This is a genomic window from Rhodococcus sp. IEGM 1307 (assembly GCF_030056915.1).
GTDB classification, from domain to species: domain Bacteria; phylum Actinomycetota; class Actinomycetes; order Mycobacteriales; family Mycobacteriaceae; genus Rhodococcus_F; species Rhodococcus_F opacus_D.
Map to the genome: position 1 here is coordinate 41248 of NZ_JASHKW010000031.1, position 12831 is coordinate 54078.

The window sequence follows — 12831 nt, forward strand, 5'->3', positions numbered from 1 at the left end:
GTCACTCCTTCAGTGCATCGGTGCCCAGTTGGGCGAGAGGTGTTACGGCCGAACCGATATCGGCGAAGCCGCCGCCGACTGTGTGTCCGCGCGTGAATCGGTTGTGGATCCCCTCGGCAATGACGGCGAGTTTGAAATAGGAGAGCCCCAAGTACCACGGAATAGCGGAGACGTCTCGTCTGGTCGCCCTGGCGTACCGGTCGCCGATCTCGCGGGCGGATGGGTAGCCGGTGGCGGTGCCGATAGCTCCGACCCCAATTCGGGCAGCTTCGCCGTAGGCGATCATCAACGCCACATCGGTTAGTGGATCTCCGACCGTGGCCATTTCCCAATCGAGCACGGCCACGATCTGACCTTTGTCGACCAGTGTGTTGTCTAGGCGATAGTCTCCGTGGACGATCGATGGCGCTCCGGATGCAGGAATGCAGCGGCTCAGCTGCTCGGCGAGTGCGTCCAGGACAGGCAGATCGCGGTTGCGAGAGCGATCGAGTTGGGTTGTCCATCGTACAAGCTGTCGTTGTAAGAATCCCTCAGGGCGGCCACCGACGGCGGTGAGGACGTCGGTAGGGTTCACGTGGTGTAGCTCGACGAGGGTATCGATGAGAGCATCGGTGATCGTGCGGGTGCGCTGGGGCCCGATCGCGGTGAGCTGTGCGTCGGATCGGTAGACCGTGCCTTCCACATACTCCATCACGTAAAATGGTGCGTCTGCCTCGGTTTCGGCGGTACAGAGTGCGAGCGGTCGGGGCACCGGGACGGTCGTGTCCACGAGCGTGTCCAGGATCAAGTACTCGCGGACCACGTCGTGCGCTGTTGGAAGGATATCTCCAAGGGGCGGCCTCCGTACCACCCAGTTCGTGGTGCCGTCGCCGACCAGATAGGTGAGGTTTGATCGCCCGCCCTCGAGGACCGTGCCGGTCAGGCTTCCGGATACCAATCCGGGATGGCGCGTGTCCATGAAGTGCCGCAGGTTTTTCAGATCGAGGCCGACGGGATCGTGGGGAGACCTGGTGGTGGTTGCCATCACTGTGTCCTGACCCGGGAGGATGCTGAGCGGTAGAGCTCGGTGAGGGCGGCGCGATGCCGATCCTCGATAACTGCTCGGCGCATTTTGTGTGTCGGCGTCAGCGTGCCGTCCTCGGGGCTCCATGGTCGTGGTAACAGCTGCCAGCGTTTGACCTGCTCGGAGCGGGCTAGTTCCGCATTGGCCTCGTCGACTGCTCGCGCGACCTCCGCCTGCACCGTGGGCTCCTCGACGAGCGAGTCGGCGGACAACTCATCGGTAGCGACACCGTGCTCTCGTTCCATCCATGCCTTCGCACCTTCCAGGTCAACAGTCATCAAGGCAACGATGTAAGGGTGATCATTGCCGAACGTTGCCGCCTGCGCTATGAGGGGCGAACGTACGAGCAATGATTCGACTGCCACGGGGCTGACGTTCTTTCCGCCGCTGGTGACGATGATTTCCTTCTTCCGGGCGGTGATGTGGACGTAGCCATCCGCGTCGAGGCCGCCGATGTCGCCTGTGGGAAGCCAGCCTTCCGCATCCGTGATGGACTTAGTGGTTCCGTCCGGCCGTAGGTAACCGGGCGTGATCTGCGGTCCGCGCAAGATGAGTTCGCCGTCGGCAGCGAGCCGTATCTCGGAACCCGGTAGGGGCCGGCCGACAGTGTGGGGGCGAGCGTCGGAGGCGCTCGAGGCCGTGATCGCTCCGGCAGCTTCGGTAAGTCCCCACATATCCACCAGTGGCAGGCCGTGGCGTCGCAACCGCTCGGCGAGAACCGTCGGCATCGGAGCGCCGGCCGTGGTCGCGAGTGCGACATCATCGAGGCCGGCGAGACGCAAAGCATCAAGGGATCGGTCCTGCGGAACGCTTTCGATGAGCGTAAGCAATCTTTCCCAGATGCGCGGTACGCCAGCGAAGGATGTCGGTCGAGAACGTGCCACCACGCGATGAAGTGCATCTGCATTCGGACTGAATGCGATCTCACCACCGAGAAGCAGGACAACGTAGATATTGCACAGCCGGTCAAGGATGTGCGCAGTGGGCAAGTAGCTGACAGATCGGTATGGCACGGGTGGTTTGCCGGCTGCCTGCAACCCGGACGCGGCTGCCAGCACATTGCGATGGGTCAACGGAACTGCCTTCGGGTCTGCCGTTGTGCCCGACGTGAAGATAATTGTCGCGAGGTCCTCAGGACGGATCCCTTGAACCCGTTCCTCGATGACGGAAGGTTCCCGGGACAATCGTGCCTTCCCTCGTTCGAGGGCCTCCGCATACGTCTGCCACTCGACGGTCGCGGAGGTAGGTGTCACGTTCTCGCTGAGGACGATGACGCAGCGGAGGTCGGGGTGCTCGAGTGCATGAGACCACTGCTCAACCTGTGCGGAGCCTTCGAGTACTACTGCACTGACCCCCACGTGGGCGGCCTGCGATCGCACTTGCGCGCGCGAAAGCGTGGGGTAGAACGTAGTCGGGACAGCGCCCGCGTGGAGCACAGCCAGATCCGAGAGCCAGTGCTCTGGCCGGTTCGGCATCATCAACGCCACTCGATCCCCGCGGGACACCCCGGCCTGGACCAGGGCGGCGGCGAGTGTTCGGACATGGTCGCGAACATTCGAGCCGCTGAGCGAACACCAGCCTGATGGATCGGTGGATGATGCGCTCCAGCCAGGCCGCGGAAGGAGGTCATCAGAGAACCAGGACAAGGTAGTGGCGTGAACGTTGCTCTCGAAAATATCGAGCAACGTTTGAGCGTTTTTTGACGGTATCGTCATGACCGTTCCTCCCGTGGCCGACTGGAGTGCACAATCACCGCTGCGGCGATCGGTCCTGCCAGAAGGTCTTCGAGAGGTGCCGCCGCCGCTCGCGCGCACCACGATCGGTGAAATCGGCGATGCCGGCGGTCTTGGCTCGGCCGATCCATTCCGATTCGAGGGCAAGGCCCGTGGCGATGTTGTCGGCGCCGTAGTTGAGGCACTTCTTCGTGCGCTCTACCACTCGTGGCTCCTTTGCGAGCATCACCGCGATCAGCGACTGGACCTCTGCGTCGAGTCCCTCGGGCGTCGTGACACGGTTGATCAGATCAAAGCGCTCAGCGGTATTCGCATCGAAGAGGGCACCGATGAGGTTCCATTCCTTAGCCTTTCGGCGACCGGCGAACGCGGCAAGGCGATTGGTGCCACCCCATCCCGGTGTGATGTCCCAGTCGATCTCCGGCATACCCCACTGCGAGCGATCGGTTGCCACGACGAAGTCGCACACCAGCGTCAGTTCGAGGCCTCCACCGACGGCGATGCCGTCAACCTTGGCGATAGTGACCTGTGTGAGATCCTCGATGATCTTGGAGGTTTCCTGGTACATCCTGATCTGCCTGCCGATGGTCGCTTCGTCCCACTCGTTGAACTCGGCCACGTCGTCACCGGCGCAAAAGGTGTTTCCTGCGCCTTGGAACACGACCACGCGTGACTCTCGATCGTCTCGGATTTCTCGGACCGCCCGATTCAGCTGTTCTGAGAGATCCCGATCGAGCGCATTGTTCACCGCAGGCCGGTTCAGGGTCACCGTCGTCACGGCTCCGGACCGTTCGACGATCAACTTCTGTTCGGTGCTCATGTTGGCATTCCTTCCATAGTTACTTGCAAAGCAAGACTGACTTTCAAAACGAGACTTTAGTGCGATGTGGCGCACCGCACAAGTGATAGTTTTGGGTCGATGGACGGATGCCGGTCGAGGAGAGACATGTATGACTGAACCCGGAACCAGGCTGGACGGGATCACCCTCACGTCACAAGCCGTCGGCAATGCGTGGTCATGGCTGGTGATGCGCGAGGCATTACTGCATGACGTACGCCGCTTCGCCGACTTTCAAGCACGTCTGGGAATCGCTCGCTCGACACTCAGTGCCCGACTGTCTCAGCTCGTCGATAACGGGTTGCTCACGCGCGGCCACGAGGGCTCGAGCGCCGCAGAGGAGTACCTTGTCGCGCCCGCAGGCGAAGACTTCTTCGCATGCCTCATGACGGCCTTGGCGTGGGGGGACAAGTGTCCCGATGGCGAGGTCGGGAACCGCCGACTCAGTGTCGCGCACCGTATGTGTGGTGGTGCAGCCTCCCCGGAGTTGCGCTGTGGTTCCTGCCGGAAGCTAATCGTGGCTCGAGACGTGCACGCAGAGCACGCCGAACAACGATTGGGAGGGTCTCGATTATCTGGGCAGTACCATCGAGCGCCTGACTACGATCTGCTGGAACGCAACCGGCCGTGCTCCATCGCGCGCACCCAAATCGTTCTCGGCGATTGGTGGAGTTGTCTGATGGTGCGTGAGGCGTTCTTCGGTGTGCACCGATTCGATGAGTTCCGCACGAATCTGCAGGTCTCGACCAACATCCTCACCACTCGCTTGACCCGTCTCGTCGAGCGCGGTGTGTTGATTCGTACCCAGTACCAGCAGCGGCCGATCCGCCACGAGTACCACCTGACAGAGAGGGGACTCGAGCTCTACCCGGTTGCACTAGCGATTATCACCTGGGGTGAGCGGTGGAAGAGTTCGCAGGGACCCCTGGTGCCTCTGACACACGTTCCCTGTCGCAGTCCACTCGAGCCGGAATTGTGTTGTGGCACCTGCATGAAGCCGCTTGCACTGGCAGATACGGAGATCTCCGAAATCGACGTCACACCGAAGGGCGCCGTTCGCGTCGCACGATAGGGTGTCGTGCCCTATAGCTCCCGGCACCCGGGTGGGTTCTGCATTTGATCCGCCCTAAGTAATCGCGACGTCAGCGCCGGAGGTGGCGCTCGCGCTGTTGGTCGAACGCAACTATCACGGAACATCATTGAAGGAGCTTGCGACGCACCTGGGAATACGGGCCCTATCCCCACGTAACTGGCATCCTGCCGACGCCTAGAAACGACTAGGCGTCGGCAGGTCATCGTTTTCTGGTATTCACTGGCTGTCGGTTCACCCTTGTTGTACGGCGGCTAACGATTCGCCGACTCGTGTGTGGATCGGTGACAAGCCCTCACGGAGTGGGTTACCCGGCCTGTGTTCGCGGGCAGCGATGATCTCGGCCGCGATGGAGATTGCGGTTTCCGCGGGTGTTCGCCCCCCGATGTCGAGCCCGATCGGGGCGTGCAAACGGCCGAGTTTGGTGTCACCCAGCCCGAGCAGTCGTAGTGCCCGTTCGCGGTTCAGGCAGGTCCGGCGCGACCCCATCGCTCCCACGTACCCCACCTCGAGCCGCAGCGCCCGCTCGAGGAGCGGCACGTCGAACTTTTCGTCGTGCGTGAGCACCGGTATTCTGGTCGGTCTCGCAGTGAGTCAATCGATGACCATCTCGATGTCGGACGGCACACTCTCGCGAACGGGATACGCGGGAGATGTATGTACACCACTAACACCCGAAACGCCCGAAGTGTGCTTTATAAATGAGGTCAGCTGAGCCTTGCGCTCCGCAGGCAGGCCTCGAGCGGGTGCGCTCGTCGGTCAGCCGCCTTCATCGATCGCGGCGAATACGCGTCGGAACACATCCTCGATACCTGAGTCACTGGTTGACTGCGCCCAGGTGAGAAGGCTGACATCGAGGCAGGCGAGGCCCGCATGCACGAGCGCTTGGGCGCGGACATGTCGGTCGTCGCCTGTGAGGCGCTCCTCGATGATCGGAGTGAGCATATTTTCCCACTTCAGGTGCTTCTCCAGGTTGCGCGCACGAAGCGCGGCGGTGTCGGCCATGAGCCGGATCATCCGCTTGCCTCGTGCGCTATCGCCGGATGCCTGGGAGAGCATGTACACGAACGCCAGGCGCAGTGAGGTCCACACAGGCTCCTGTGGTGGCCGCTGCAGCAGCGCGTCGCGCACGAGCTTGCCCATCTGGGCTGTGTCCCCGACTATGACGTCTTCTTTGGCGGAAAAGTATCGGTGGAACGTGCGCCGGGAGATGCCGGCAGCCTCGGACAGCTGGTCGATCGTCACATTCTCGAAGCCGAGCTCGTCGAACAGATGAACGGCAACCGCGGTGACGTGCGCGCGCACTGCGTCGCGGGCGATGTCCCTCACTAGGCCGGGCTTCGTCTCACTGTCATCCACACCGCCAGCCTACGCGACAGGGCGCACTCCGCCTTCTGTGTCACAGTGAGACATGTAAGGCGTAGAGTGCCTCCAGGAGTAGCTTCGAGAAAGGAACGCATATGAAACAGCGAACACTGGGCAAGCAGGGGCTAACGGCCTCCGCGATCGGCTACGGAGGCATGGGGATTACCTTCGCCTATGGCCCAGGAGACGAGGAAGGTGGCGCGAACGCGATCCGTCGCGCGTACGAGCTCGGGGTGACGTTCTTCGACACCGCAGAGTTGTACGGCTTCGGAGCCAACGAGAAGCTCTTTGGCAAGGTTGTGAAGGGCTTCAGGGATGAGATCGTCGTCGCGACGAAGTTCGGCTACATGCCAGACTTTTCCCTGAACAGTCGGCCCGAGCACATCCGCGAGGTCACGGAGAATAGCCTCCGGTACCTGCAGACGGACGTCATCGACGTGCTCTACCAGCACCGTGTGGATCCGGAGGTCCCTATCGAAGACGTTGCCGGCACGGTCGGCGAGCTCATCCAGGAAGGAAAGGTGCGCTACCTCGGTCTGTCGGAGGCGGGAGTGACGACTATCCGGCGTGCGCACGCGGTGCAGCCAGTCTCGGTCCTGCAGACCGAGTACTCGCTGTTCGAGCGCGATGTCGAGCAGTTGTTCCCGGTCCTCGACGAACTCGGGATCGGGTTCGTGCCTTACTCGCCGCTCGGTCGTGGGTTCCTCACTGGAACCGCGCAGCCGGCGAGCACGTACGACGCGTCCGATATGCGCAGCTACGACCCGCGGTGGCAGCCGAGCAACTTCGAGAAGAACGTCGCCGCCGTCGACGAGCTGAAGGTGCTCGCCGAGACCAAGGGAGCGACAGTCGCGCAACTCGCGCTGGCGTGGCTGCTCGCGCAGGGCGAGCACATCGTCCCGATCCCTGGGACCCGCAGTGTCGCACGCGTTGAAGAGAACACTGCGACCGTGGATCTGGACCTCACGCCCGCCGACCTCAACCGGATCGCCGAGATCCTCCCCGCTGGAGGATACGGCGCCCGCTACATCGACGCACATCTCCCGACCTGGGACTGAGCCGCCCGACCGGGCAGGCGCACGCAATTGCGATTATCCCACTGTCCGAGGGGTCCGCGCGACAGCGCCTGCGCAGACGCGGCAGCGCGACAGACCCGATACCTGGTCGACGCGCCTGAACTCCTCGGGCCTCACGCCGTCAGTCGAGGCCCGAGCAGGAACCCCGGACACGGCGAAGAGCTTCGCCGATACGGGCCCGCAGGGCCGCTCCGTGACGTTCCCCCGCCTCTCCGAAGAAGCGGGGGAACCTCACCTGGAGGTGGAACACTCAAAGATCGACGGGCGGTGCTGCTCTTCTGCCAAGGCCACTACATTGTTGAGGAACATTGCCCGCGTCATTGGGCCCACGCCGCCCGGGTTTGGAGAGACCCAACCGGCCACATCCCAGACGTCTTTTGCTACGTCGCCCGCAAGTTTCCCATCGAGCCGCGACACGCCCACGTCAAGGACTGCGGCGCCGGGTTTCACCATCTCAGCCGTGATGATGTTTGGGACACTGGCGGCCGCCACGACGATGTCTGCTTCACGGACGCACTGGGCTAGGTCGCGGGTCCCCGTGTGGCACAACGTGACAGTGGCGTTCTCCGAGCGTCGCGTGAATAGGAGGCCCAACGGGCGACCGACAGTTACTCCTCGGCCGACCACCGCGACCCGTTTGCCATCGACCGGAACCCCGTAGCGTCGCAACAGCTCGATGATTCCGTTCGGGGTGCGCGGTAAGGGTGCTTCTCCGCCGAGAACGAGCCAGCCCAGGTTCGTCGGGTGAAGGCCATCAGCGTCCTTGGCAGGATCGACAAGGGCAAGAACACGATTCTCGTCTCGACCGTGCGGCAGCGGAAGCTGAACGATGAAACCGGTACAGCGCTTATCGTCGTTGAGCGATCGGACCGCGCACTCGATCTCTTCCTGCGAGGCGCTCGCAGGAAGATCGATTCGGATCGACTCGATGCCCACCTCTGCACAGTCTTTGTGCTTGCCGTTGACGTACCAGCGGGAACCTGGATCGTCGCCGACCAGCAGTGTTCCAAGAGCGGGGTACTACCTTGGTCGCGAAGAATCGAGGCTCTGTCCTTAAGCTCGCTCTTGATCGTTGCAGCAGTGGTGGTCCCGTCAAGTACTTGTGCAGTCGTGTCTTCAGCGTTCGTTACTCTCGGACTTCCGGGGAGTTCGCGGCCGCGCGGGCCGCCGGTCTCACTGGAAGTTTCAGGGCAGTGCGGCTCTTGGCCGTATTAAGCCTTGATATCAGGCGAATTCGACAGGGTATGCCCGGCGCTGTCGGCGTTCCGCTTACCGGACGGCCGGGGTGGTCGCGGCGGCCACGACAGCTGCGTGAATGCTATCGATCTGTTCGTCGGTCATGGCGGTGGACAATGACAGTAGTCCGTTCGACCCTGCTAGTACGCCGAGATCGTACAGCGCCCACCACAGGGCGGGGGTGTCGTTGCTGAGGATGCGGATCAACGATCCGTGCCCGTTCGTGTCCACTCCAGCGTCGCGCAGATCGGCGCGGAGACGGTTACCGCGGGCGTTGAGGGTGGTGACGGCGGTCTGATCGTACAGCTGCAGGGCTACGTGGCCTGCAGCCATGGTCACCGGGTTGGCGGTGAATGTGCCGCCCCACATGACGGGTCGTGTTCGGGTGGGATCGAAGGATTCGAGCACCTCACGCCGGCCCCCTACCGCCCCGACTGGGAAGCCTCCACCGATGAGTTTTCCCGTGGAGATGAGGTCAGGTTGAACTGGGTATTCGGTGTGCAGCCCGCCCAAACAGAGTCTGAAACTGATGACCTCGTCGACGGCCACGAGTGCGCCGTATCGGCGGGCGATTGACTGTAGTCGTTCAATGTAGGCGGGCTCTGCAGGGGTGAGTCCTGCCCGGTTGGGGAGGAGGTCTATCAGGACCACAGCAATGTCGTCACCGTGTACTGCGAAGGCGTTCTCGAGCGCGGGCAGGTCCCCTTGTGGCAGTTCAAGAACCGACTTTTCGATCCATGACGGAACGCCGGGGGTGTTGGCACTGGCGAGTTCGTCTCCGGTGCCGTGGTAGCTGCCGGCGAACCGTACGATTTTCTGTCGTCCGGTGTGAGCGCGAGCTGCTCGCACGAGCATGAGGACTGCCTCTGTGCCGGAGTTGCAGAATCGCCACTTCTCGAAGCCTGTTCGTTGGGAGAGGAGTTCGGCGAACTCTATTTCGCTGCGGGTGGGGAGGCCGAATGCTGATCCGGTTCGGATGGCGCTCATAGCTGCGGTTTCTATTGCGGGGTGGCTATGTCCGTGGATCAAGGATGTGTAGTTGTTGTTGCAGTCTATGAGCTGGTTTCCGAGGTGGTCTGTGAGTACGGCTCCGGATCCGGAGACTGCGTAGGGAGGGTGCGGCGGTACGTACACCGTGGAGCGGGTGATCCCGCCCGGCATTACGTGTTGTGCGCGGCGGGCCAGGGGCGAATCAGATCGACGTGGGCGATCGGGGAGTGGGTGTGTCATGACGCAGTCCGTGAGTTGTCGGTGAGAACGACAGCGACGGCGTCTATTTCGACAACGGCGCCGTCTGCGGCCAGGCGGCTTACTTCGACCAGGGTGCTGGCGGGTTTGATGTCGGGCCATCGACTCCGCCGAATGGTGCTCACGGCGGCTCGGTCTTCGATATTTGTGACGTAGATAGTGAGTTTCACCAGCCCGTCGATGTCGGCGCCTGCGGCAGCGAGGATGGTCTCGAGAGAGTCGAGAATGCGCGATGTCTGTATTTCGGCGTCACCGGGACCCTCGATTCGCCCGTCTGCGTCGAGTGCGAGCAGACCCGATACGTGAACCAGGGGCGCCGGTCCGTCGATCCGAACTGCGTGGGGGAAGTGTCCACGCGGCGGGGGTAGGTGCGGTGCATTGATCTCGTGGCGTGCATTCGAGGTGATCATCGTGCGGTGAGCTCGCTTTCCGCAGCGGCGTGGGCGATGTTCTTGAGCGTCGCGGAGAACACGCCCAGCGCGTAGTCCACGTCGGTGTCGGTCCAGGCCATCGTGGGCCCGAAAGTGCGGCTGGTCAGTCCTAACCCGTTGTTGGCGATTCCGACGCACAGCAGCCGCCACAATTCGTTGTTTGCGCGTTCGGCGGACGTGAAGTCGACTACCTCATCGGAGGTGAAATGAATTCCAGCGCAGGGGCCGTCGCCGGTGATTTGTACGGGAATCGGCAAGTCCGCGGCAGTGGCGCGTAGGCCTGATCGCAACCGTTCGCCCATGAGTGCCACCCGACGGTGTTCGTCGGCAGTGGACAGTTCGAGAGCGGCAACGGCAGCTGCCAGGGTGACAGGATTTTGAGCGTGCGTATTCGAGGCACTGATGGGTTGTTCGAGTATCGCGGCTCGCCCGACGACGGCAGCGGTGGGTAGGCCACCCCCGAGCATCTTTCCCATGACGACAAGGTCTGCGGGCTCGAAATCGTAGTAATCGCTTGCTCCGCCCACTGCGAAACGACACCCAGTGATCACTTCGTCAAGAATGAAGAGAACACCGTATTCTCGGGTGATGGCCCGCAGGTCGTGCAAAAAATGGTCTCGTTGGTGTACAGCGCCGGGAATGGTCATCATGGGCTCGGAAATCAACGCTGCCGTTGTGCCTTGGTGGGCATCGAGTGCCGCGCGCGCAGCTGGTAGATCGTTGAACGGCACTGTAATGACGTTGTTCTGAGCGCCTGTTGCTGTTCCGGCTTTCGACGATTGCTCACCTAGCAGGGCGTCGTGTTGACCGTGATAGCCCCCGGCCATTCTGATTACTGTTTGTTTGCCAGTGAAGGAACGTGCGAGTCGAAGGGCATAGGTGTTCGCCTCGGAGCCTGAGGGGGCGAAGACGACGCGTTCGGCTCCGCGAACGCGGTCGCAGAGCAGTCGCGCGAACTCGTCACGTTTGGCGGACGGATGCATCGAGCCGCCGGGCGCGCCGAGTAATGACATCGCCTGACCGACGGCAGCAGTAATTGCAGGGTGACCGCGTCCGAGAAATGCGGCGTTCCATCCTGCGTTGCAGTCGAGAAAGTGGTTCTTGTCGATATCGACGAAGTGGGCGCCTTCGCCATGATCGATGTAGATCGGATGAGGCATCGCCGAGTTGAACCGGCTACGTTGGCTTTGTGCTATCGACCGTGCGGCGGCCTCGTTGGCCATGCGCGACCGAGTGGTTCTCTGGTTGTAGAGCGCCAACCATTCGGCTCTCAGGTCGTTCAACGTACTTGATTGAGTCATGGAAGTCCTTGCTGGATTCGTGTGCCGCCTGGATTGAGGGGTGGCATGTGGGCATTCGGAGTGTCGAGAATGGTCACGCGTCGTTCACGGCGCGTGTGACTCGTTCAGCTGGTCGGGGGCCGGTTCGACCGATGGGTTCAAGTCGATGCCTCGTGTTTCGCGTGTGCACAGTGCGGTAATGGCGACGACGGCCAACGCGAGGCAGACATAAATGGTGACTGGAACGGTGGAGTCGAAGAGCTGGAGCAGTCCGATTGCGATCGTCGGTGCGAGGCTGCCGCCGACGATTCCGGCGAGTTGATAGCCCAATGATGCTCCGCTGTAGCGGTGTTGGGCGTCGAAGAGCTCGCAGATCCAGGCTGCTTGGACTCCGTACATTGCGGAGTGCCATACGAGTCCGCCGAGGACAGCCACGATGATGACGAGCGTCGATCCAGTATCGACCAGCGGAAAGAGGAAGGGCATCCACGCGATGGCGCCCAGTGCTCCGATTATGGTCAGGCGCCGACGGCCGAATCGGTCACTGAGTGCGGCGAACGCGGGGTACGTGAACAGCTGCATGGTCGCGCCGATCATCGCAGCCAGCAGTCCGACCGTGCGAGGCAGGCCCAGTTCATCGGCGATATAGGTCAACAGGAATGTGATCAGGACGTAGTACATTATGTCCGCGCCGGCGCGAATCCCGATGACACGCAGCAGGTCCAGGGATTGTTGGCGGAGGACGTCGCGGACGGGGTTGGTGCTGGCCTGGCCCTGCTCTTGCAGTGAGTGGAAGGCAGGGGTTTCGCTCATCTTGAGCCGGACGTACAGGCCGATGAGCACGACGACTGCGGAGAACAGAAACGGGATTCGCCACCCCCAGGTGAGGAACGATTCCTGCGTCAATAGTGCCGACAGCAGTAACAGCGCGCCGGTACTGAGGAGATTGCCGATGGACGCACCGACCTGCACGAAGCTAGTGAGGAATCCGCGGCGTTCGGCAGGGGCGCGTTCGGCGATCATCAAAGCGCCGCCGCCCCATTCGCCTCCCAATGCGAGTCCCTGGACGATGCGTATGGCGACGAGCATGAGGGGCGCAGCGACGCCGACCGTCGCATAAGTCGGCAGTAGACCGATCAGGACTGTGGAGACTCCCATTGCCACGATGGTGACGAGCATGACTTTCTTGCGCCCGATTCGATCACCGTAATGACCGGCCACCGCTGCTCCGATGGGGCGGACGATGAAGCCGACCGAGAAGGTGAGGAAGGCGAGGAGGGTTCCGGTCAGGGGGTCGAAGGAGGGGAAGAAGACCTTGTTGAAGACGAGTGCGGATGCGGCGCCGTAGAGGAAATAGTCGTACCACTCCAGCGAACTGCCGATCAGACTTCCCGTAACTGCACGCCGCATCTGCACTGTGCGTGCTGGGTCGCTGTGTTGTGTGGACATCGTCTGTCTCTTTTCGAGAGTA

11 protein-coding genes and 1 pseudogene are annotated in these 12831 nt (G+C 62.2%); 2 read left to right on the forward strand and 10 right to left on the reverse strand.

All coding sequences use genetic code 11. The features are described from left to right. Position 1 precedes the first annotated feature (1 nt). Genes QM841_RS39200 through QM841_RS39210 form a run of 3 tightly spaced genes read right to left on the reverse strand, consistent with a single transcriptional unit; the run spans position 2 to position 3691 of the window. Entirely contained in the window at positions 2-1024 is a 1023-nt protein-coding gene (locus QM841_RS39200; RefSeq protein WP_283336190.1) for a phosphotransferase family protein, read from the reverse strand. Continuing rightward, positions 1024-2778, reverse strand: a complete 1755-nt coding sequence (locus QM841_RS39205) for an AMP-dependent synthetase/ligase (protein ID WP_283336191.1) — start codon at positions 2776-2778, stop codon at positions 1024-1026. Before QM841_RS39205 ends, QM841_RS39200 begins: the two co-directional genes overlap by 1 nt. Positions 2779-2812: 34 nt before the next feature. Continuing rightward, on the reverse strand, positions 2813-3691 hold the full coding sequence (locus QM841_RS39210) for an enoyl-CoA hydratase/isomerase family protein (protein WP_283336192.1): 879 nt from the start codon (positions 3689-3691) through the stop codon (positions 2813-2815). A gap of 55 nt (positions 3692-3746) precedes the next feature. Here QM841_RS39210 and QM841_RS39215 point away from each other — a divergent pair, with 55 nt between their 5' ends. Next, entirely contained in the window at positions 3747-4706 is a 960-nt protein-coding gene (locus QM841_RS39215) for a winged helix-turn-helix transcriptional regulator (protein WP_283336193.1), read from the forward strand. Between the two features lie 252 nt (positions 4707-4958). Here QM841_RS39215 and QM841_RS39220 read toward each other — a convergent pair whose 3' ends face one another. After that, a complete protein-coding gene (locus QM841_RS39220) occupies positions 4959-5291 on the reverse strand; it encodes an XdhC family protein (RefSeq protein WP_502943325.1) in 333 nt (110 codons plus the stop codon). Between the two features lie 192 nt (positions 5292-5483). Further along, complete coding sequence (locus QM841_RS39225; protein ID WP_283336194.1) at positions 5484-6083, reverse strand: TetR family transcriptional regulator; 600 nt, start codon at positions 6081-6083, stop codon at positions 5484-5486. Between the two features lie 101 nt (positions 6084-6184). Here QM841_RS39225 and QM841_RS39230 point away from each other — a divergent pair, with 101 nt between their 5' ends. After that, the gene (locus tag QM841_RS39230; RefSeq protein ID WP_283336195.1) at positions 6185-7147 is read left to right on the forward strand and encodes an aldo/keto reductase; all 963 of its coding nucleotides are present in this window, start codon (positions 6185-6187) and stop codon (positions 7145-7147) included. A 249-nt stretch (positions 7148-7396) separates the two neighbouring features. Here the strand turns inward: QM841_RS39230 and QM841_RS39235 are convergent. The 5 genes and pseudogenes from QM841_RS39235 to QM841_RS39255 all read right to left on the reverse strand — a co-directional run bounded on the left by QM841_RS39235 (position 7397) and on the right by QM841_RS39255 (position 12809). Next, positions 7397-8235: pseudogene (locus QM841_RS39235) on the reverse strand (bifunctional methylenetetrahydrofolate dehydrogenase/methenyltetrahydrofolate cyclohydrolase). A 199-nt stretch (positions 8236-8434) separates the two neighbouring features. After that, positions 8435-9631, reverse strand: a complete 1197-nt coding sequence (locus QM841_RS39240; RefSeq protein WP_349307457.1) for an aspartate aminotransferase family protein — start codon at positions 9629-9631, stop codon at positions 8435-8437. Further along, positions 9628-10059, reverse strand: a complete 432-nt coding sequence (locus tag QM841_RS39245) for a RidA family protein (protein ID WP_133987856.1) — start codon at positions 10057-10059, stop codon at positions 9628-9630. Before QM841_RS39245 ends, QM841_RS39240 begins: the two co-directional genes overlap by 4 nt. Beyond that, the gene (locus tag QM841_RS39250) at positions 10056-11381 is read right to left on the reverse strand and encodes an aspartate aminotransferase family protein (protein ID WP_283336196.1); all 1326 of its coding nucleotides are present in this window, start codon (positions 11379-11381) and stop codon (positions 10056-10058) included. The genes QM841_RS39245 and QM841_RS39250 overlap by 4 nt, the downstream gene beginning before the upstream one ends. A gap of 84 nt (positions 11382-11465) precedes the next feature. Next, the gene (locus QM841_RS39255; RefSeq protein ID WP_283336197.1) at positions 11466-12809 is read right to left on the reverse strand and encodes an MFS transporter; all 1344 of its coding nucleotides are present in this window, start codon (positions 12807-12809) and stop codon (positions 11466-11468) included. Positions 12810-12831: the final 22 nt, after the last annotated feature.